20 protein-coding genes and 1 riboswitch are annotated in these 18,788 nt (G+C 72.3%); of the genes, 4 read left to right on the top strand and 16 right to left on the bottom strand.

All coding sequences use genetic code 11. The features are described from left to right. Positions 1 to 226: 226 nt before the first annotated feature. Entirely contained in the window at positions 227 to 1,198 is a 972-nt protein-coding gene (locus ACIRS1_RS26175; protein ID WP_360204425.1) for a diacylglycerol kinase family protein, read from the bottom strand. A 50-nt stretch (positions 1,199 to 1,248) separates the two neighbouring features. Between ACIRS1_RS26175 and ACIRS1_RS26170 the strand changes: the two genes are divergently transcribed. After that, positions 1,249 to 1,677: a hypothetical protein gene (locus ACIRS1_RS26170; protein ID WP_360204428.1), complete on the top strand. Its 429-nt coding sequence runs from the start codon at positions 1,249 to 1,251 to the stop codon at positions 1,675 to 1,677. Between the two features lie 58 nt (positions 1,678 to 1,735). On the opposite strand, the gene ACIRS1_RS26165 is transcribed toward ACIRS1_RS26170, so the two are convergent. The 8 genes from ACIRS1_RS26165 to sodN all read right to left on the bottom strand — a co-directional run bounded on the left by ACIRS1_RS26165 (position 1,736) and on the right by sodN (position 8,167). Then, on the bottom strand, positions 1,736 to 2,728 hold the full coding sequence (locus ACIRS1_RS26165) for an RNA polymerase sigma factor SigF (protein ID WP_360204431.1): 993 nt from the start codon (positions 2,726 to 2,728) through the stop codon (positions 1,736 to 1,738). Between the two features lie 157 nt (positions 2,729 to 2,885). Further along, positions 2,886 to 3,296 (bottom strand): anti-sigma regulatory factor, encoded by a 411-nt coding sequence (locus ACIRS1_RS26160; protein ID WP_360204433.1) that lies wholly within the window; start codon positions 3,294 to 3,296, stop codon positions 2,886 to 2,888. Positions 3,297 to 3,545: 249 nt separating this feature from the next. Beyond that, positions 3,546 to 4,022, bottom strand: a complete 477-nt coding sequence (locus ACIRS1_RS26155; protein ID WP_360204436.1) for a GNAT family N-acetyltransferase — start codon at positions 4,020 to 4,022, stop codon at positions 3,546 to 3,548. Positions 4,023 to 4,032: 10 nt separating this feature from the next. After that, entirely contained in the window at positions 4,033 to 4,416 is a 384-nt protein-coding gene (locus ACIRS1_RS26150; protein WP_402844043.1) for a nuclear transport factor 2 family protein, read from the bottom strand. 99 nt (positions 4,417 to 4,515) lie between these two features. Continuing rightward, a complete protein-coding gene (locus ACIRS1_RS26145; RefSeq protein WP_402844041.1) occupies positions 4,516 to 5,508 on the bottom strand; it encodes an ABC transporter substrate-binding protein in 993 nt (330 codons plus the stop codon). Between the two features lie 8 nt (positions 5,509 to 5,516). Beyond that, on the bottom strand, positions 5,517 to 6,293 hold the full coding sequence (locus ACIRS1_RS26140) for an ABC transporter ATP-binding protein (RefSeq protein ID WP_402844038.1): 777 nt from the start codon (positions 6,291 to 6,293) through the stop codon (positions 5,517 to 5,519). Next, entirely contained in the window at positions 6,293 to 7,357 is a 1,065-nt protein-coding gene (locus ACIRS1_RS26135) for an iron ABC transporter permease (protein ID WP_360204445.1), read from the bottom strand. The genes ACIRS1_RS26140 and ACIRS1_RS26135 overlap by 1 nt, the downstream gene beginning before the upstream one ends. A 176-nt stretch (positions 7,358 to 7,533) precedes the next feature. Beyond that, positions 7,534 to 7,673: riboswitch (cobalamin riboswitch) on the bottom strand. Between the two features lie 98 nt (positions 7,674 to 7,771). Next, positions 7,772 to 8,167 carry a superoxide dismutase, Ni gene (gene sodN / locus ACIRS1_RS26130; RefSeq protein WP_360204447.1) on the bottom strand — a complete coding sequence of 132 codons (396 nt, stop codon included), beginning with the start codon at positions 8,165 to 8,167 and terminating at the stop codon, positions 7,772 to 7,774. Positions 8,168 to 8,428: 261 nt separating this feature from the next. Between sodN and sodX the strand changes: the two genes are divergently transcribed. Further along, the gene (gene sodX / locus ACIRS1_RS26125) at positions 8,429 to 8,809 is read left to right on the top strand and encodes a nickel-type superoxide dismutase maturation protease (protein ID WP_402844222.1); all 381 of its coding nucleotides are present in this window, start codon (positions 8,429 to 8,431) and stop codon (positions 8,807 to 8,809) included. Here sodX and ACIRS1_RS26120 read toward each other — a convergent pair. The 5 genes from ACIRS1_RS26120 to ACIRS1_RS26100 form a co-directional block, all read right to left on the bottom strand. Next, positions 8,806 to 9,396 (bottom strand): CGNR zinc finger domain-containing protein, encoded by a 591-nt coding sequence (locus ACIRS1_RS26120; protein ID WP_402844035.1) that lies wholly within the window; start codon positions 9,394 to 9,396, stop codon positions 8,806 to 8,808. The two genes, sodX and ACIRS1_RS26120, sit on opposite strands and share 4 nt — an antisense overlap. A gap of 113 nt (positions 9,397 to 9,509) precedes the next feature. Next, the gene (locus ACIRS1_RS26115) at positions 9,510 to 10,262 is read right to left on the bottom strand and encodes an amino acid ABC transporter ATP-binding protein (RefSeq protein WP_360204856.1); all 753 of its coding nucleotides are present in this window, start codon (positions 10,260 to 10,262) and stop codon (positions 9,510 to 9,512) included. Between the two features lie 44 nt (positions 10,263 to 10,306). Then, positions 10,307 to 11,281, bottom strand: a complete 975-nt coding sequence (locus ACIRS1_RS26110; RefSeq protein WP_360204454.1) for an amino acid ABC transporter permease — start codon at positions 11,279 to 11,281, stop codon at positions 10,307 to 10,309. A gap of 34 nt (positions 11,282 to 11,315) precedes the next feature. Beyond that, entirely contained in the window at positions 11,316 to 12,251 is a 936-nt protein-coding gene (locus ACIRS1_RS26105; RefSeq protein WP_402844032.1) for an ABC transporter substrate-binding protein, read from the bottom strand. A gap of 415 nt (positions 12,252 to 12,666) precedes the next feature. Continuing rightward, complete coding sequence (locus ACIRS1_RS26100; RefSeq protein WP_360204461.1) at positions 12,667 to 13,599, bottom strand: ABC transporter substrate-binding protein; 933 nt, start codon at positions 13,597 to 13,599, stop codon at positions 12,667 to 12,669. Between the two features lie 579 nt (positions 13,600 to 14,178). Here ACIRS1_RS26100 and ACIRS1_RS26095 point away from each other — a divergent pair. Then, positions 14,179 to 15,375 carry an NADP-dependent malic enzyme gene (locus tag ACIRS1_RS26095; RefSeq protein ID WP_360204464.1) on the top strand — a complete coding sequence of 399 codons (1,197 nt, stop codon included), beginning with the start codon at positions 14,179 to 14,181 and terminating at the stop codon, positions 15,373 to 15,375. Between the two features lie 131 nt (positions 15,376 to 15,506). Next, complete coding sequence (locus ACIRS1_RS26090; RefSeq protein WP_360204467.1) at positions 15,507 to 16,469, top strand: zinc-binding dehydrogenase; 963 nt, start codon at positions 15,507 to 15,509, stop codon at positions 16,467 to 16,469. Between the two features lie 152 nt (positions 16,470 to 16,621). Here the strand turns inward: ACIRS1_RS26090 and ACIRS1_RS26085 are convergent, their stop codons facing one another. Together ACIRS1_RS26085 and ACIRS1_RS26080 are read right to left on the bottom strand one after the other, a co-directional pair. Then, the gene (locus ACIRS1_RS26085; protein ID WP_402844028.1) at positions 16,622 to 17,659 is read right to left on the bottom strand and encodes a helix-turn-helix transcriptional regulator; all 1,038 of its coding nucleotides are present in this window, start codon (positions 17,657 to 17,659) and stop codon (positions 16,622 to 16,624) included. A gap of 1 nt (position 17,660) precedes the next feature. Then, positions 17,661 to 18,569 (bottom strand): DUF4097 family beta strand repeat-containing protein, encoded by a 909-nt coding sequence (locus ACIRS1_RS26080; protein ID WP_402844025.1) that lies wholly within the window; start codon positions 18,567 to 18,569, stop codon positions 17,661 to 17,663. Positions 18,570 to 18,788 lie beyond the last annotated feature (219 nt).

Raw genomic sequence — 18,788 nt, 5'->3', positions numbered from 1 at the left:
CGGCGATTCGAGGGACGCCCCGCGGTCGACACCCGCCAGGATCTGAGGTTGCCGTCGCTGCGATGTGTCCCGAACGCCATGTAGAGGTTCGCAAACCTCGGGCCCGGATACAACCCCCTTCAGGGAGGAATTTTTGATTCTTCGGTGTCGCCTAGCTCACAGCCAGTACTTCTATGGAGTGAAGGGGGCTTGTGCGTTCGAGAAGAAGGGTGAACCCCCCTTCCAGTCACACAATCACACGCAGTGCCCGCCGAACGCCTGTGAAACTGACGCGCCTCCTGTCTCCAAGATGGTCGCCGTCGACCTGGAACGGGGCGGGTTCCTCTGAAACCAAGGTGAAGTGTCTGACGTCGTGATAGGAGACGACGTGCTTGCCGGTGGGGCCCACCGGCGGTGCGCCGTCGCTCGAAGGCGCGTACGACCGCAGGATCTGACGGATCGTTCGAGCCGTACCGAACGCCGTCATCCGGGTGATGCCGAAGACGTCGAGATCCGTGTCGAAGGAGGCGAGCGGTGAGGGGTACACCGGTCGGTTGCCCAGGAACGTCCACGGGGAGGTGTTGCTGACTATGGCCAGCACCAGGCCCGGCACGCCCTGGTGGCCCGGGAGTTCCAGGGTCACCGGGCCGGAACGGCGCTGCTCACGCTGGGTGACGTAGTGCCGGAGCGCCTGCCCGACGTAGAGCGCGTGGGTGGACTTGCGCCCCGCCCTGCGCTGCTCCTCCACCCGGCCGACCACCCCCGCGTCGAAGCCGAGGCCGGCGGTGAAGGTGAACCAGCGGTCCGGCAGCCCTTCGGTCATCGCCTTGCCCAGCCCGATCGGCCGCTCGCTGCCCTGGTCCAGCGCGTTCAGCAGGGCGCCGGTGGCCTCCACCGGGTCGTTCGGCAGCCCCAGTGCCCGGGCGAACACGTTGGTCGAACCGCCCGGCACCACGGCCAGTCGCGGGACCTTCTCGCCCGGGCCGTGCGCCAGCAGCCCGTTCACCACCTCGTTGACGGTGCCGTCACCGCCGAGCGCGACCACCAGGTCGACCGTGCCGTCCTCCGTCGCCTCGCGGGCCAGGTCGCGCGCGTGGCCCCGGTACTGCGTCTCCGCGACCTCCAGCTTGAGGTCGCTGCGCAGCGCGTGGATCAGCACGTCCCTGGTCCGGCCACTGGTGGTGGTGGCCTTGTGGTTCACGACCAGGAGAGCGCGCATGGGGAAAGCCTACGGGTCGGTACGGGCCGACCGGCGGCTACCCTGCTGGAGTGACCGCAGAATCCTCCGCACCCGTACCCTCGGCGGGCCCGGCCCGCCCCGCGCCGCTGACCGTGGGCGCCGCCATCACCGCCCTGGAGGGCGCCGCGCTGGCCGTCGTCGGCGTCTGGGACATGGTCTCGGCGCTGTCCGGGCAGTCCAAGCAGCTGGCCCTGAACGAGTTCGGCGGCCTGGTCATCGTGCTGCTCGGGGTGCTGCCGATACTGGCCGCCCGGGCGCTGCTCAAGGAGCGCCGCTGGGGCCGGAGCCCCGCGGTGCTGACCAACTCGATCTGCCTGCCGGTCGGCTACTACATGCTGCAGAGCGGTGGCGCGATGATCGCCGTCGGCGTGCTGGTGGGTCTGCTCGGTCTGGTCGGCATCGGCTCGCTGCTGAACCCGAAGGCGACGGCGGCCCTGTACGCGCCGCACGAGGGCTGAGCGTCAGGGCCGTCACGGCCGTCGGGGGGTCGGCCGCCGTCTCCGGCGGCCGACCGTCCTACTCCTCCACGAGGAGCTTCTCCCGCAGCTGCGCCAGGGTCCGGGCCAGCAGCCGGGACACGTGCATCTGGGAGATCCCCACCTCGGCGGCGATCTGCGACTGCGTCATGTTCCGGAAGAACCGCAGCACCAGGATCTTCTGCTCCCGGGGCGGCAGTTGGGCCAGCAGCGGCTTGAGCGACTCGCGGTACTCGACGCCCTCCAGGGCCTCGTCGGTGGCGCCCAGGGTGTCCGCCACGGCCGGCGACTCGTCGTCGCTGTCCGGGACGTCCAGGGACAGCGTGGAGTACGCGTTGGCGGACTCCAGACCCTCCAGGACGTCCTCCTCGGAGATGCCCAGGTGCTCGGCGAGCTCGTGCACCGTGGGGGAGCGGCCGTGCCGCTGGGAGAGCTCGCTGGTCGCCGTGGTGAGCGACAGCCGCAGCTCCTGCAGCCGGCGCGGCACCCGGACCGCCCAGCCCTTGTCGCGGAAGTGCCGCTTGATCTCGCCGACGATGGTCGGCGTCGCGTAGGTGGAGAACTCGACCCCGCGCTCGTGGTCGAAGCGGTCCACCGACTTGATCAGGCCGATGGTGGCGACCTGGGTGAGGTCGTCCAGCGGCTCGCCCCGGTTGCGGAACCGCCGGGCCAGGTGCTCGACCAGCGGGATGTGCATCCGCACCAGCTGGTTGCGCAGCTCGACGCGCTCCGGGGAGCCCTCGGGCAGCGCCGACAGCCGGACGAACAGCGCGCGGGCCGCCTCCCGGTCCGGCGCGCCCGTGCGGTGCGGGCCCTGGGTGGGCACCGCGCCCCGCAGGTCCCCCGCCTCGTCCGCCGGCTCGGGCGGGGTCGGCGAGGCGGGCGTCGGATCAGACGTCGGCTCGGTCGGGTGGCTCATCCGGTGGGCGTCCTTCGGGTGCGCATCGTCGTTGGCGGCGAGGCCGGGAACGCTCGCCTGGGTCGGTACGGCAGGGCCCGCCGTCGCGAGGCCGGTACGGTCCAGATCACTCACGGCCATTCCCCCGTTCCGTTCCGGGAGCACCGGGGCCCGTTGGCCCCGGCATCTTCTCGTTGGTCGTACCGCTGGGGGGCGGTACCGGGCGCCGCCCGCCCGGCCCCGGATCGGGGGCGGACGGACGGCCCTTCGCGCGGTGCTGCTCGACGCCCGTCTAGTGGGCGGCGGGGCCGCCGCGCTTCTTGTGCAGGCTGATCGACACGGTCTTGTCCTCGGCGACCGAGGAGTCCACCTCGCCGGCCAGTGCGGAGAGCACCGTCCAGGCGAAGGTGTCGCGTTCGGGCGCCTTGCCGTCCGTGGTCGGGGCGGCGACCGTCACCTTCAGCGAGTCGCCGACCAGCCGGAACTCGCAGGACAGGACGGAACCGGGCACCGCCTGCTGGAGCAGGATGGCGCAGGCCTCGTCGACCGCGATCCGAAGATCCTCGATCTCGTCGAGGGTGAAGTCGAGCCGCGCCGCCAGGCCGGCCGTCGCTGTTCGCAGGACCGAGAGGTAGGCCCCTGCCGCGGGCAGCCGGACCTCCACGAAGTCCTGCACTCCGGGCTCGCCGTCGATCTGGGACACCCTCACCTCCTGGGTGACGCGCTGTGCTTCCGGGCCGGTGGCCGCGGCACTGTCTGTTGCTTGGCTCAACTGCTTCGCCCCAACTGTCCAGAGGGGTGGTGCGGTACGTACCGGTCATACCCCTCGCAGGGCGGCCGGACGCCGCGTATCCGCCTGAGACCTTACCGCTTTCCGCACGCCGTCCGGGGCTCGGGAGTCACTCATGGTAAGCCATCGCGACGCAGGGTGGCAGGGGTTCGGGCGGACCGTTCAGCGGCTCCCGGCGGCGGTGAGCGCCTCGCCGGTGAGCCGGAAGATGCTCCAGTCGTCCATCGGGACGGCGCCGAGCGACTTGTAGAAGTTGATCGAGGGCTCGTTCCAGTCGAGGACCGACCACTCCATCCGCGCATAGCCGCGCTCGACGGCGATCCGCGCCAGCTCCAGCAGCAGGGCCTTGCCGTGGCCGCCGCCGCGGGCCTCCGGGCGGACGTAGAGGTCCTCCAGGTAGATCCCGTGGGTGCCGCGCCAGGTCGAGAAGTTGAGGAACCAGACGGCGAAGCCGACCGGCTCGCCGGTGGCCTCGTCCTCGGCGACCAGGCCGAAGAGCGCGGGACTGGCACCGAACAGAGCGTCGTGCAGCTGCTCCTCGGTGGCCACCGCCGCGTGCGGTTCCTTCTCGTACTCGGCGAGTTCGCGGACCATGGCGTGGATGACGGGGACGTCGGTGGCGACGGCGGTGCGGATCATGCCGACGAGCCTACTGGGCGGGCCCGGTCTCGTCCCAGGCCTGGATCGAGGTCTGGTCGACGATCCTGCCGTCCCGCAGGTCGGCCATGGAGGCCATCAGCACCCGCACGCCGTCGGGGTAGCGGCAGGACTCCATGAAGGCGACGTGCTCGCCCTGGACCACCACCTGTTCGAGGGTGTGGGTGGGCTCGCGGCTGTAGACCTCGTTCAGCATGGCGGCGATCTCGTCCCGCCCGTGCATCACCAGGGGGTGGCTGGGCTGGGTCTTGCGGTCGACCACGCGCAGTTCCGCGTCGTCCGCGTACAGGGCCAGCAGGGCCGCGGGGTCGCTGCGCTCGATGCCCTCGCGCAGCGCACGGGTGTCGAAGGCGGACGGCGCCGCCATGGTGGTCATGATCTCGCTCCTCCGGTCGGGTCCGTCGGCTCGCACCTCCGAGCGTACGCCCGGCGGGCCGGGCCGGCGGGCCCGCCGGGGGAGCGGGATCCGGGCCGGTCAGCGGGCGGGGACGGTGCGCAGGTAGGCGGCCAGTGCGGTGATCGCGGCCGGGTTGCGCGGGCTCTCCACCAGGTCGACGTAGTCCAGGACGAAGATCCGGTCGTTCCGGACCGCCGAGACGCCGGCGAGCGGCGGGAAGGACTTCAGGAAGGCGCGCTTGGCCTCGGCGCCGGTCTCCCCGTAGTTGTTGATCACGATCACCTCGGGGTCGCGCTCGACGACGCTCTCCCATCCGACGGTGGTCCAGCTGTCGGCGAGGTCGCCCGTCACGTTGGTCCCGCCGGCCCTGGCGATGATCTCCTGGGGCGCGGCGAACCTTCCGGCGGTGTACGGCTTGTCCTTCCCGCTGTCGTACAGGAAGACGGACGGCCGGTGCGCGGGCTCCGGGACGGCGGCCACCTGCGCCCGGAAGTCGGCGATCAGCCGGTCGGCGCGGTCCCGGACGTCGAAGACCTCGCCCAGGTTGGCCAGGTCGGTGTAGAGCGCGTCCAGCGGGGACATCACCCCGCGCTCGGGGCCCCGGCCGCTGCGGCAGGACTCGCTGAGCACGTACGAGCCGATGCCGAGGTCCTTCAGCGCCTGCGGGGTGAAGCCGCTCCCCTCGTCGAAGCCGTAGTGCCAGCCCGCGAAGACCAGGTCGGCCCGGGCGTCCAGCACGATCTCCTTGGTGATCTCCTTCCTGGAGAGCCACGCGGTCCGCTGGTAGCCGTCCTTCCAGGCGACCTGGTCGACCCGGCCCTTGTCGTCGGGCATCACGTAGCCGGCCATCCGGTCGGCGAGGCCGAGGGCGAGCATCAGCTCGGTGATGCCGACGTCGTTGGTGACCGCCCGGGCGGGCTTGCGGTCGAAGGTGAGCGCGGTGCCGCAGTTCTGCACGGTCACCGGGTAGTGGGCGGAGCCGGCGGTGGCGTCGCCGGGGGCGATCTCCGCGCCGCAGGCGGTGAGTCCGAGGGCGAGCAGGGCGGCGGAGGCAACGGCCTTGGTGCGCAAGCGGGTTCCTAGCGGGTGGGGTGGACACGGTCGAAGAGCAGATGGAGGGCGCCGGTCACCGGGTGCCGGACGGGGGTGGCCCGGACGCCGAACACCTCGGCCAGCAGGTCGGGCCGGAGCACCTCGGCGGGCGGCCCGGAGGCGACGATCCGGCCGGCCCGCAGCACGTACAGCAGGTCGCAGTGGCCGGCCGCCAGGTTGAGGTCGTGCAGGGCGGTGAGCACCGTAGGCCCGGCCTCCCGGACCAGCGCCAGCACGTCCAACTGGTGGGCGATGTCCAGATGGTTGGTGGGTTCGTCGAGCACCAGCAGCCGCGGGTCCTGGACCAGTGCGCGGGCGATCAGCACCCGCTGCTTCTCGCCGCCGGACAGGCTCGGGAAGCCCCGTCCGGCCAGGTGCTCGGCGCCGACCCGGCGCAGCGCCCGGGCGCAGCGCGCGCGGTCGTCCGGGCCCGGCCCGCCCAGCCCGCTCCGGTGCGGCAGCCGGCCCATCGCGACCACCTCGGCGACGGTGAAGTCGAACTCGGCGGAGTGCTCCTGCGGCAGCGCGGCCACCCGCCGGGCGGCCTCGCGGGCGGGGAGCGCGTGCAGCTCGGCGCCGTCCAGCAGGACGGCCCCGGCGGCGGGCCGCAGCGCCCGGTAGACGCAGCGCAGCAGGGTCGACTTGCCGCTGCCGTTCGGCCCGACCAGACCGACCACCTGTCCGGCGGCGGCCTCCAGCACGACGTCGTGGACCAGCCGGGCACCGGCCAGGTCGACCGAGACCCGGTCGAGGGAGAGGTCCATCAGCGCCCCCCGAGGGCGTGGCCGCGGCGGCGCATCAGGAACAGGAAGCAGGGCACGCCGAGCACCGCGGTGCCGACCCCGACGGGCAGTTCGGCGGGCGCCAGCAGGGTCCGCGAGACGATGTCCACCCAGACCAGCAGCAGCGCACCCGCCACCGGCGCGACCAGCAGCACCCGGCGGTGGCCGGCCCCGACCAGCATCCGGGCCAGGTGCGGGACCATCAGCCCGACGAAGCCGATCGCCCCGCTGACCGCGACCACCGTGCCGGTGACGGCGGCGGTCACCACGAACAGCTCGCGGCGCAGCCGGTCCGGGTCCACGCCGAGCGAGGCGGCCGTCTCGTCACCCATGGCGAGCGCGTCCAGCCGGCCCGCGGAGCAGTGCAGGTGGACCAGGCCGGCGAGCACGGTGGCGGCGACGATCGGGACGGAGCCCCAGGTGGCGCCGCCGAGGTTGCCGAGCAGCCACATCATGGCGTCCCGGGCGGCCTCGCCGCGGGCGGCGGCGAAGACCATCAGCGCGGTGGCGGCGGAGAAGCCGTAGGAGAGCGCGGTGCCGGTGAGCACCAGGCGCAGCGGGGTGAGTCCGTGGGCGGTCCGGGCGGCCAGGTAGACCAGCACCATGGCGAGCAGCGCGGTGCCGAAGGCGGAGGCCGAGATCGCCCACACCCCGAGCGAGGCGAAGGCGCCCAGCAGCAGGACGGCGTTGGCGCCGACGGCCGCGCCGGAGGAGATCCCGAGCACGAACGGATCGGCCAGCGCGTTGCGCACCAGGGCCTGCACGGCGACCCCGGTGGCGGCGAGCCCGGCGCCGACCACCGCGGCCAGCACGGTGCGCGGCAGCCGGATCTCCCAGACGATGGCGTACGCGGCGGCCTCGTCGGCCTCCAGTCGACCGCCCGTCAGCCCGGCGGCGAGCAGCCGCAGCACCCGGGCCGGGCCGAGGCCGGCGGCGCCCAGCGCGACCCCGCAGACCAGCGAGAGCAGCAGGGCGACGGCCAGGCCGAGGGCGAGGGGCGGGGCGGGTATCCGCCGGGCGGGCGGCGCGGCCGCGGCGCCGCTCACGTGCCGGCCCCGCCGGGCCGCACACGGGCGTGGGCCCGCGCGCACCTGTTGACGGTCCGTTCGCTGCGCTCGTTCACCGGGGTTGTGCGCCTTGCCTCGGGCCGCGGGCGCGCGGGGGCGGGCGCCGGGCGGGCGCGGGCCCGTGCGGCGCCGTCCCCTCGCAGTCCACGGCGAGTTGTCGGGAGGTCAGCGGCCGGGGGCGATCGGGCTGGCGCGGCCGTGCGGGCCGCGCTCACCGTTGCGGGTCAGCGCCGGACTCACACCGGACTTCCCCCTCGGACGCCCTGGCAGCATAACAGCCACTCAGGCTAGGCAACCCTTACCGGGGTGGGTCCCGGCCGGGTCGGCCGTGGACGCACGACCGCCCCCGTCCGGCGGTGCGGACGGGGGCGGTCGGGTGGCGACGCGTCAGGCTCAGGCCTGCTTGGTCTCCCAGAAGATCTTGTCGACCTCGGCGATCAGGTCCAGCAGGGCCTGGCCGGTGGCCGGGTCGGTGGACGCCTTGGCGGCCGAGGCGGCCTTCAGGGTGTCGTTGATCAGCGCGTGCAGCTGCGGGTACTTCTCGAAGTGCGGGGCCTTGAAGTAGTCGCTCCACAGCACCGAGATGTGGTGCTTGACGGCCTCGGCGCGCTGCTCCTTGATGATGACGGCGCGGGCGCGGAAGTGCGGGTCCTCGTTGGCCTGGTACTTCTCCTGGGTGGCCTTGACCGACTCGGCCTCGATCCGGGCCTGCGCCGGGTCGTACACGCCGCAGGGCAGGTCGCAGTGGGCGTGGGCGGTGGCGCGCGGTGCAAACAGACGAGAGAACATGGGAGTCCTTCCTTAGATCGTCTTCCCGCGCCCGAGATTACCCTTCCGCCCTGCGGGTTTCGCGATCGGGCGGTGGGCCTAGGGCAAAAGGCGGACCCGGAACCGGGGTAATCCGGACATCGAACGGGGTGACGATCCGTACGGCAGACTGGGACCGTTCGGTCGGGAGGAGGAGTCGTGGCGCGGAGCGCGGAAGCCGGGGGCGGCGCCCGGGGCGGCGGCGCGCTGCCGTTCGGGCTGGTCGACGTGGCCGGGCCCTCGATGGTCCCGACCCTGCGCGAGGGCGACCAGCTGCTGGTGCGCTACGGCGCGCCGATCCGCCCGGGCGCGGTGGTGCTCTTCCGGCACCCCTTCCAGCAGGACCTGCTGGTGGTCAAGCGGGCCGCCGAGCGCCGCCCGGCGGGCTGGTGGCTGCTGTCCGACAACCGGCCGGTGGACAGCGACAGCCGCAGCTACGGCCCGGTGCCGGACGAGCTGGTGCTCGGCCGGGTGCTGCTGCGGTTGCGCCCGCGCCCGGCCTGGCTGGCGCCCGGCCGCCGGCTGGAGCGGCTGCTGCTCGGCGGCCGGCTGGCCGCCGTCCCGGGCCTGGCCCGCCGGCTGGGCCTCTGGGTGGAGGACGTCCGCCCGCCGCAGCCGCGCTAGGGCCTGTTGCCCGGCGCCGCGGCCTCCGCCTCCTGGCGCTTGCGGGCCCGGTAGGCGGCGACGTTGGCGCGGGTCGCGCAGCGGTCCGAGCAGTAGCGGCGGGAGCGGTTGGTCGAGGTGTCCAGGTAGGCGTTGCGGCAGGGGGCGGCCTGGCAGATGCCGAGCCGGTCGGCGCCCAGCTCGGTCAGGTGCACGGCCAGGCCCATGCAGGCGACGGCGCTGAAGTGCGCGGTGGCGGTCGGCGAGTTGTCGGCGAGGTGCAGGTGCCAGCGGGGCCGGCCGGCGTCGTCCAGGTAGTCGTGCCCGGAGACCAGCGGGCTGACGGGGTACTCCATCAGCAGGCTGTTCAGCAGGTCGACGCCCCGGACCTCGTCGTTCTCGGCGGCGGCCTCGAAGACCCCGCGCAGTCTGGTCCGCACCGCCCGCAGCCGGGGCAGGTCGGACTCGTCGGCCAGCGCGGCGGCCCGCGAGGAGTCGGAGAACAGCTCGCGCACGGCCTCGACGGAGGTCAGCGAGTCGGTTCCGCGCTCGGGCTCCTCGGTGTTCACCAGCCGGACGGCGAGGTCGGCGTACGAGGCGAGCTCCACGGCGGTCCTTCCAGAAGTGTCGGTAACGGGCTGACTGCTTCCAGCCTATTACCCGAGTGGGGAAAACGTCGGCGCCCGGCAGGAGCAGCCTGCCGGGCGCCGACGGCACGGATCTACAGGACCTTGGAGAGGAAGGCCCTGGTGCGTTCGTGCTGCGGGTCGGTGAGCACGTCGCGGGGGGTCCCGGACTCGACGACGACGCCGCCGTCCATGAACACCAGCGCGTCGCCGACCTCGCGGGCGAAGCCCATCTCGTGGGTGACGACGATCATCGTCATCCCCTCCTCGGCCAGCCCGCGCATGACGTCCAGCACCTCGCCGACCAGCTCCGGGTCGAGCGCGGAGGTGGGCTCGTCGAAGAGCATCAGCTTCGGTTTCATGGCAAGTGCGCGGGCGATCGCCACGCGCTGCTGCTGGCCGCCGGAGAGCTGCGACGGGTAGTTCTTCGCCTTGTCGGACAGGCCGACCCGCTCCAGCAGGGCCATCCCGCGCTCGCGGGCGTCGGCCTTGGACTCGCCCTTCACCTGGACCGGCGCCTCGATGACGTTCTCTATGGCGGTCATGTGCGGGAACAGGTTGAAGCGCTGGAACACCATGCCGATGTCGCGCCGCTTGAGCGCGACCTCGCGGTCCTTGAGCTCGTAGAGCTTGTCGCCCTTGCGCCGGTAGCCGACCAGCTCGCCGTCGACGGACAGCAGTCCGCCGTTGATCTTCTCCAGGTGGTTGATGCACCGGAGGAAGGTCGACTTGCCGGAGCCCGACGGGCCGATGAGGCAGAACACCTCGCGGGGCTTGACCTCCAGGTCGATGCCCTTGAGCACCTCGACCAGGCCGTACGACTTGCGCACGCCCTCGGCCTTGACCATCGGCTCGCCCGGTGCGGCGTCCTGCGGCTGCTTGGTCAGATCGGTCATGCGTGACCACCTCCCTCGAGCCCCGGGACGACGTCGTGCTCGGTCTTCGGCGCGGGCTTGCCGCGGAAGAGGCCGCGCACGCGCTGGAGCGGGGTCGGCGGCAGCGTCCTGCTGGTACCCCGAGCGTAGTACCGCTCGACGTAGTACTGCCCGACGGTCAGCACGGAGGTCAGGAAGAGGTACCAGAGGCTGACGGTGATCAGCAGCGGGATGGTCTGGAAGGTGCGCGAGTAGATGTTCTGCCCGGCGCGGAACAGCTCCTCCAGCGCGATGACGCTGACCAGCGAGGTGGTCTTGAGCATCGAGATGGTCTCGTTGCCGGTCGGCGGGATGATCACCCGCATGGCCTGCGGCAGGACGATCCGGCGCATGGTCGCGAACCGGCTCATGCCGAGCGCGTGGGCCGCCTCGGTCTGCCCCTCGTCCACCGACTGGATGCCGCCGCGGACGATCTCCGCCATGTACGCGGCCTCGTTGAGGCCGAGGCCGAGCAGCGCCGCGGTGAAGACCGGGATCAGCGTGTTGGTCGACTCGGACCAGAACTCCGGGCCGAACGGGATGCCGATCGACAGCTTGGGCCAGAGCGCGCCCATGAAGTTCCAGAAGACCAGCTGGACCAGGACGGGGGTGCCGCGGAAGACCCAGATGTAGAACCACGCGGTGCCGGACAGCAGGGGGTTCGGCGACAGCCGCATCACCGCGAGGATGATGCCGCCGGCGACGCCCATCACCATGGACAGCGCGGTCAGTTCGAGGGTGACGCCCAGGCCGTGCAGGATGCTGGAGTCGAAGAGGTAGGTGTTGACGACGTCCCACTGGAAGGCGGGATTGAAGATCAGGGCGTGGAGCATCATGGCCGCGAGGACCGCGACGACGACGGCTCCGGCCCACCGGCCGGGGTGGCGGACCGGGACGGCCTTGAAGGTTTCGGGCCGTCCCGGGTGCGCCGTCCCCTGATCGGAATGGTTCACAGTGGCCTCAGGGGGGTGGGGAACTGGCGGAGGGTCAGCTGGTGGCGCCGTTGATCTGGGACTGGGTGATCGCGCCCGCCTGGACGCCCCACTTCTCGAGGATCTGCTTGTAGGTGCCGTCGTCCATCAGCGACTGGACGGCGCCCTGGACGGGCTTGGCGAGCGCGGAGCCCTTGGTCAGGACGATGCCGTACGGGGCCTTGCCCTCGACGGTGCCGAGCTGCTCCAGCTGGCCGTTGGTCTGCTTGATGGCGTAGTCGACGACCGGGGAGTCGGCCAGCATGACCTGGTCGCGGCCGGAGACCACGGCCTGGGTCACGTCGGTCTGCAGGTCGAACTTGTCGCCGTCGTTGGGCACCGGGGGCTTGCCGGCCTTGACGCACGCCGGGTTGATGACGTCCTTGATCTGGTCGGCCTGGGTGGTGCCGGTCTGGACGGCGACCTTCTTGCCGCAGAGGTCGTTGGCGTCGATCTTGTCCGGGTTGCCCTTCTTGACCGCCGCGCTGGTGCCCGCCGAGAAGTAGGTCACCATGTCGACGGTGGCCTCACGGTCCTTGTTGTCCGTGAAGGAGCTCATGCCCAGCTGGAACTTGTTGGCCTGGATGCCCGGGATGATCGCGGTGAACGGGGAGTTCTGGACCTCGACCTGGAGACCGAGCTTCTGGCCGATGGCGTTGGCCAGGTCGACGTCCATGCCGATGACCTTGCCCGAGGCGTCCTGGAACTCGTTGGGCGCGTAGGAGGCGTCGGCCGCGACGACGATCTTGCCCGAGGACTTCACGTCGGCCGGCAGCTGGGAGACCAGGGCGGGGTCGGCGGTGACCGCCTTGACCGAGGCGGACGCGTTGGCGCCGCTGCTGCCGGCCGAGGAGGACGAGCCGCTGCTGCCGCAGCCGGTCAGGACGAGGGAGACGGTGGCGGCAACCGCGCCGGCGGCGAGGAGCCGGGTGCGCTGGGTACGGGCGGTCATGAGGGGGATCTCCTCCTGAGGGAGAGGTCGGGCGGAGCGCGCCGCGGGGGCGGCACACCTGGGCAGCAGGCCGTACGGCGCTGTACGGGTGTATGTCGCTGTACGTCGTCGTACGTGCAGGGCCGGGTCGTGCAGTGCCCGGGCGGGGGGTACCGCCCGGGGTGGTACGAAGAACTGCATCCGCCACCCTCCGCCGAGGTGGACGTTGACCGAACCGCCTCGACCAGTGGCCGGCTCGATCCGAGATGGGGGGAATCCTGCCATCTGAGGACGGTCAGGTGGCCCTCATTCAGATCAAAATCGGATAACGAGGGCTCACACCGTCCGCTATTCGGACCGATTCCGGGCCCCTGTCACCCTGCGTATAAGTATGCAGATCCCCCTGCTTCTGGCCCGGAGGCCCGCCGCCCGAGGCTCAGATGCCGCCGTTGACCACCGCGTTCTGCGCCGCGCCGGCGCTGACGTTCCACTTCCCGAGGATCTTGTCGTAGTCGCCGCTGCGGATCAGCTGGTCGACGGCCTTGGCCATCACGTCCCGCAACGCGGTGTCGTCCTTGCGCAGCGCGATCCCGTACGGGTTGGAGGTGGACTGCCCGCCGGTCACCTCGAAGCGGTTGCCGCCGTCGGTGGTCTTCGCCGCGTAGGCCGCCACCGGGAAGTCGTTCACGCCGGCCGCGGCCGCGCCGGAGGCCACCTCGGCCAGCGCCTTGGCGTCGCTGTCGAACTTGCGGGTGGTGAGCTGGCGCCCGGTCCGGGCGCAGACGGCCACCTGGCGGGTGATGATCTCGTCCTGCGTGGTGCCCTGCTGCAGCGCGACCGTCCGGCCGCACAGGTCGTCCAGGTTCCGGATCCCCTTCGGGTTGCCCTTCGGGACGATGATCGAGGTGCCCGCGATGAAGTAGTCCACGAAGTCGACGCCGGGGTTGACCTGCTTGCCGTTGTCGTCCAGGCCCTCGCGGCGCTTGCGGATGTCGCTGATCGCGGACATCGCCATGTCGAACTGCTTGGCCTGCAGTCCGGGCACCAGCTTGTCGAACGGGGTGTCGACGATCTCGATCCGCACGTCCAGGATCTTGCCGAGCGCGTTGGCTATGTCCGGGTCGAGGCCGTCCGGCTTGCCGTCCGAGCCGCGGAACTCGACCGGGGCGTAGTTGACGTCCATGCCGATCCGCAGCACCCCGGCGGAGCGCTGCGCCTTCGGCAGCTTGCCGCGGATGTCCTGGACCGGATCGCTCGCCGCGGCGGCCTGCCCGCCGTCGTCGCAGCCGGTCAGCAGCAGGGCTCCGGCGGTGGCCAGTGCGACGCAGGCGGCGACCTGGCGGCGGCGGGGGAGGGGGAGGTGGTGCATGAGGGGGCTCCTGTGGGAGTGACGTGCGGCCGCCACGGTGACTCGTGGGTGTACGCGAAATGGCGGACAAGCGATCCTGCCATCCCGCCCTGCCGGGCCCGGCGGCGGGTGTGTCAGAATTCGGTACCGGGTGACCCCCGAACGCTCGAACCAGACCGCCGAGTCCCGACAGGCTCGGGGTGTCCGGGAACGGAAGTCACGACGTGGCTCCGTATCCGGGACACCGGCTCCCCTTCGCGTCTGCGTTCACTCCTGCGGGTGCGCGTGCGCCATCGCCGTTGCCGCCGCCGGAGCCCGTCGCTTCCGACGCCGGGCCCCTGTGACGCGACAGCTCGGCGATGAACTGCACGTGACGAGGACGAAAAGGCATAGGTGCGATGCCTTTGTCCGACCTACGCTCGGCCGCAAGCACAACGCGGACAGACAAGACCCATAAACCCTCATCCGAGGGCGCCGCCCGACGCAGCGCCCCGACCCACCCCCCGGGTCCGCTTCGGCGTACCCGGTTTCCGGTTTCCGGAGGGGTCGTCCCGCCCGTCGGCCGCGCACCCTCGCCAGAACAATGACGAAGAGGTCATCGTGGCAGCGGAGATCATCAGCAGCAGCACCCAGGACACCGACGATCCGGTCGACGCGGTCTTCGCGCTCCACCGCGGCGGCAAGATGGAGATCCGGGCGACCGTCCCGGTGCGCGACGCGGACGACCTGTCCCTCGCCTACACCCCCGGTGTCGCCCGCGTCTGCACGGCCATCGCCGAGCAGCCGGAGCTGGTCAACGACTACACCTGGAAGTCCAACACCGTCGCCGTGGTCACCGACGGCACCGCGGTGCTGGGTCTGGGCGACATCGGCCCGGAGGCCTCCCTGCCCGTGATGGAGGGCAAGGCCATCCTGTTCAAGCAGTTCGGCGGCGTGGACGCGGTGCCGATCGCGCTCGCCTGCACCGAGGTCGACGAGATCGTCGAGACCGTGGTCCGGCTGGCGCCCTCCTTCGGCGGCGTCAACCTGGAGGACATCTCCGCCCCCCGCTGCTTCGAGATCGAGCGCCGCCTCCAGGACGCCCTGGACATCCCGATCTTCCATGACGACCAGCACGGCACCGCCATCGTCACCACCGCCGCCCTGTGGAACGCGGCCAAGGTGACCGGCCGCGAGATCGGCTCGCTGCGGGCCGTCATCTCCGGCGCGGGCGCGGCCGGCATCGCGATCGCGAAGATGCTGGTCGCGGCCGGCATCGGCGACGTCGCGGTCTGCGACCGCAAGGGCGTGGTGTACGAGGGCCGCGGCGACCTCACCGACGTCAAGGCCGAGATCGCCGAGCAGACCAACCGCACCGGGCAGAAGGGCTCGCTGGCCGACGCGCTGGCCGGCGCCGACGTGTTCATCGGCGTCTCCGGCGGCACCGTGCCGGAGGAGGTCGTCGCGACCATGGCCGAGGGCGCGTTCGTCTTCGCGATGGCCAACCCCAACCCGGAGATCCACCCCGAGGTGGCCCACAAGTACGCGGCGGTCGTCGCCACCGGGCGCAGCGACTTCCCGAACCAGATCAACAACGTGCTGGCCTTCCCCGGCATCTTCGCCGGCGCCCTGCAGGTGCGGGCCAGCCGGATCACCGAGGGCATGAAGCTGGCCGCCGCCAAGGCGCTGGCCGGTGTCGTCGCCGACGAGCTGACCCCGCAGAAGGTCATCCCGTCGCCGTTCGACGAGCGGGTCGCCCCGGCGGTCACCAAGGCCGTCGCCGAGGCCGCCCGCGCCGAGGGCGTGGCCCGGATCTGACGCGGCCGGGGGAGCGCACCGGTCCGCCGGGAGCGCTCCCCCGCCTCTTCGGGCGGGGCCGCCGAAGCCGGGACGCGCGTCACACCCGTGCGTGGTTCCCGGCCCCGGCCGTCGCCGCTATCGTCCGGGACATGTTTGCTGCCTACGCCGCACGTATCGACGCCGCCGACCCGCTGAGCGGACTGGAGTTGGGCGAACTCCCCGAGCCGCAGGCCCGCCCCGGCTGGAGCGTGGTCACGGTCAGGGCCGCCAGCCTGAACCACCACGACCTGTGGTCGCTGCGCGGCGTCGGCCTGCCCGCCGAGAAGCTGCCGATGATCCTCGGGTGCGACGCCGCCGGCGTCGACGAGCACGGCAACGAGGTGGTCCTGCACTCGGTGATCGGCCAGTCCGGCCACGGGGTGGGCCCCGACGAGCCCCGGTCCATCCTGACCGAGCGCTACCAGGGCACCTTCGCCCAGAAGGTGGCCGTCCCCACCTGGAACCTGCTGCCCAAGCCCGCCGGGCTGACCTTCGAGCAGGCCGCCTGCCTGCCCACCGCCTGGCTGACGGCGTACCGCATGCTGTTCACCAACGCCGGGGTCCGCCCGGGCGACACCGTCCTGGTGCAGGGCGCCGGCGGCGGGGTCTCGACCGCGCTGATCGCCCTCGGCAAGGCCGCGGGGCTGCGGGTCTGGGTCACCGGCCGGGACGAGGCCAAGCGCGGGCGCGCCGTGGAGCTCGGGGCCGACGCCGCCTTCGAGAGCGGCGCCCGGCTGCCCGAGCGGGTGGACGCGGTGATGGAGACGGTCGGCGCGGCGACCTGGTCGCACTCGGTGAAGTCGCTGCGGCCGGGCGGCACCATCGTCATCTCGGGTGCCACCTCCGGCGCCAACCCGAGCGCCACCGAGCTGAACCGGATCTTCTTCCTGGAGCTCAAGGTGGTCGGCTCGACGATGGGCACCAAGGAGGAGCTGGCCGGGCTGCTCTCGCTCTGCGCCACCACCGGCGTCCGGCCGGTGATCGACTCGGTGTTGCCGCTGGCCGAGGCCCGGGACGGCTTCGCGCGGCTCGCCAAGGGCGACGTCTTCGGCAAGATCGTGCTGACGCCCTGACGCCCTGACGCCCTGACGCCCAGACTGGCCGGCCCACCGGCCCACCGGCCCACCGGCCGCCCGGCGTCCTGGCGGCCCGGACACGGCCCGGCCCGGCGCCCTCGGGAAGAGGGGCCGGGCCCGGGTCCGTCCGCGGCGGCCGAGCGGCCGGCTCAGCCGAGCAGCCGCTTCAGCCGCTCGCCGGCCGTGCCCAGCACCGAGCTCGCCTCGGCCAGCGCGTCGCCGTCCACGCCGCCGTCCCGGGCCGCGTCGCGGACCTGGTCGCGGAAGCGGTCGAGCAGTCGCTCCAGCTCGCGGGCCGGGTCGCCAGCCGGGTCGGTGCGCGCCCAGGACGGCAGGTCCTCGGGGGCGGTCGGAGCGGCGTCCTCGTCCAGGTCGATCCGGGTGACGGTGACCCGCTCGGCCGACTCGTCGGCCGGGTGGCCCCAGCGGGCCGCGTCGGCCAGCCCGGACAGGCCCTTGGTCAGCTCGGACAGGCCCTCGGCCAGGCCGGTGGGCCAGTCGCCCTTGGCGGCGTGCTCGCGCACCTGCTGCTCGACCCGGCGCTTGATCCGCAGCGCCTCCTGCTGCGCGGCCGTCCGGGCGGCCTTGGACTGCTCGCGCAGCCGGCGGGCCTCCGCCTCCGCGGCCTTCGCCTTGGCCTTGGCGGCCTTCTCCTGCTCCCGGGCGCGCTTGGCCTGGTCCTTGGCCTGCCGCTTGAACTGGGCGAACTCCTCCTTGGCGCGCTGCCAGGCCTCGTTGTCGCCCCAGGGCCCGGCCCACGGGTCCCCGCCGTCGGTCTTCTCGGAGCGGTCCGGCCGGGGCGCCTGCTTGGCGGCCTGCCAGAGCTCCTCGCGCAGGTCCTTGGCGCTGTCCCGGACGTCCTCGCGGATCGCGCCGGCGGCGAGCTGGGCCACCGAGTCGCGGATCTCCAGCTCCAGTTCGTCCAGCTCGCCCTGGCGGGCCTCCAGCTCGGCGCGTCCCGCGTCGCTCAGCCGGTAGACCTTGCGGCCGCCCTCGGTGCTGTGGGCGACCAGGCCCTCCTGCTCCAGCTTGGCGAGCCGCGGGTAGACCGTCCCGGCGGAGGGGGCGTACAGGCCCTGGAAGCGCTCCTCCAGCAGGCGGATCACCTCGTAGCCGTGCCGGGGCGCCTCGTCCAGCAGCTTCAGCAGGTACAACCGGAGCCGGCCGTGGCCGAACACGGGGGTCATCTCAGGCCTCCTTGGTGAGGTCGGGCTTGCCGGGGCCGGCCGGGAGCTCCTTGGTGACGGCCGGCGCGTCGTCCTCCGGGTCGGGGCGGCGCAGCACGGTGACGGCACCGGAGACGGTGGTGACGGCGAGGCTGCCGCGGCCGTCGCCGAGCTGGCCGGACAGCCGCTTGGCGCCCCAGGTGCTGCTCACCTTGAGGCCGTCGAAGGTGCTGGAGAGGTCGCCGCTGGTGGAGCCGGCCTCGACCTTGGCGTCGGCCAGCGAGGGGATCCGGATCGCGACCGGGCCGGAGACGGTGGTGACCTTGACGTCGGCCGGGTTGGCGACGTCCAGGTCCAGGGTGACGGCACCGGTGACCGAGTTGGCCTGCACCCGCTCGGCCGTGCCGGCGACGACGGTGAGCTGCCCGGAGACGGTGTTGACCTTGAGCTGGCCGGCCACCGACTGGGCGTCCACGTCGCCGGTGACGGTGTTGGCGTCGGTGCGGCCGGTCAGCCCGGCGAGGGTGGTGTCGCCGCTGGCGCTCTGCACCGAGACGTGCCCGGTGATCCCGGAGACGGTGACGCCGGCCGAGACGGTGCCGACCTTGACCTCGGCCTCGGCCGGGACGGTGAGGGTGACGCCGGCGATCCGCTTGCGCTTGAAGGAGCTGAAGAGGCCCTTGACCGCGTCGACGCTCTTCAGCCGCTCGCCGAACTCGCTCCAGCTGTTGATGTCCTGGTAGGTGACGGTGAGGACGCCGTCCACCAGCGTCACGTGCAGCGGCTCGCCCTGGAGCTCGGTGACCTCCAGGCGGGCCGGGCCCTCGGCGGCCACCACGTTCACCGTGCCGTCGATGATCCGCACGTGCAGCGCGCGGACCGCCTCGTCGAGGGTGATCCTCTCGGGTCCGTCGACCGTCCACTGGCTCATCTCTGCCGCCTCCCGTCGTGGATCGCGATGTATCGCGTTCTCTTCTAAAGACGATATATCGCGTTGCGGGGAAGTCAAGGGCGTCCGACCCCGGTCCCGCCCCCGAGACGACCCGGAGCCGCCCCCTAGATGAATGATGCGAAGGGTTAGTGGTCGTAGGCGGTCAGCGAGCGCATGACGGGCTGACCAGTGTGGTCGTTGTGCCAGATTGCGCAGGTC

It is taken from the genome of Kitasatospora sp. NPDC101176 (assembly GCF_044768035.1).
Classification (GTDB): domain Bacteria; phylum Actinomycetota; class Actinomycetes; order Streptomycetales; family Streptomycetaceae; genus Kitasatospora.
The sequence above is the reverse complement of the archived record's forward strand: the minus strand, read 5'-3'. Positions and strand labels throughout refer to the sequence as shown.

What these genes read in the sequence shown, in the direction of transcription:
- ACIRS1_RS26175 (WP_360204425.1), bottom strand. Translation starts at nt 1,198, where the DNA reads ATGCGCGCTCTCCTGGTCGTGAACCACAAGGCCACCACCACCAGTGGC.
- ACIRS1_RS26155 (WP_360204436.1), bottom strand. Translation starts at nt 4,022, where the DNA reads ATGATCCGCACCGCCGTCGCCACCGACGTCCCCGTCATCCACGCCATG.
- ACIRS1_RS26150 (WP_402844043.1), bottom strand. Translation starts at nt 4,416, where the DNA reads ATGACCACCATGGCGGCGCCGTCCGCCTTCGACACCCGTGCGCTGCGC.
- ACIRS1_RS26140 (WP_402844038.1), bottom strand. Translation starts at nt 6,293, where the DNA reads ATGGACCTCTCCCTCGACCGGGTCTCGGTCGACCTGGCCGGTGCCCGG.
- sodN (WP_360204447.1), bottom strand. Translation starts at nt 8,167, where the DNA reads ATGTTCTCTCGTCTGTTTGCACCGCGCGCCACCGCCCACGCCCACTGC.
- sodX (WP_402844222.1), top strand. Translation starts at nt 8,429, where the DNA reads ATGGTCCCGACCCTGCGCGAGGGCGACCAGCTGCTGGTGCGCTACGGC.
- ACIRS1_RS26115 (WP_360204856.1), bottom strand. Translation starts at nt 10,262, where the DNA reads ATGGTCAAGGCCGAGGGCGTGCGCAAGTCGTACGGCCTGGTCGAGGTG.
- ACIRS1_RS26105 (WP_402844032.1), bottom strand. Translation starts at nt 12,251, where the DNA reads ATGACCGCCCGTACCCAGCGCACCCGGCTCCTCGCCGCCGGCGCGGTT.
- ACIRS1_RS26100 (WP_360204461.1), bottom strand. Translation starts at nt 13,599, where the DNA reads ATGCACCACCTCCCCCTCCCCCGCCGCCGCCAGGTCGCCGCCTGCGTC.
- ACIRS1_RS26090 (WP_360204467.1), top strand. Translation starts at nt 15,507, where the DNA reads ATGTTTGCTGCCTACGCCGCACGTATCGACGCCGCCGACCCGCTGAGC.
- ACIRS1_RS26085 (WP_402844028.1), bottom strand. Translation starts at nt 17,659, where the DNA reads ATGACCCCCGTGTTCGGCCACGGCCGGCTCCGGTTGTACCTGCTGAAG.
- ACIRS1_RS26080 (WP_402844025.1), bottom strand. Translation starts at nt 18,569, where the DNA reads ATGAGCCAGTGGACGGTCGACGGACCCGAGAGGATCACCCTCGACGAG.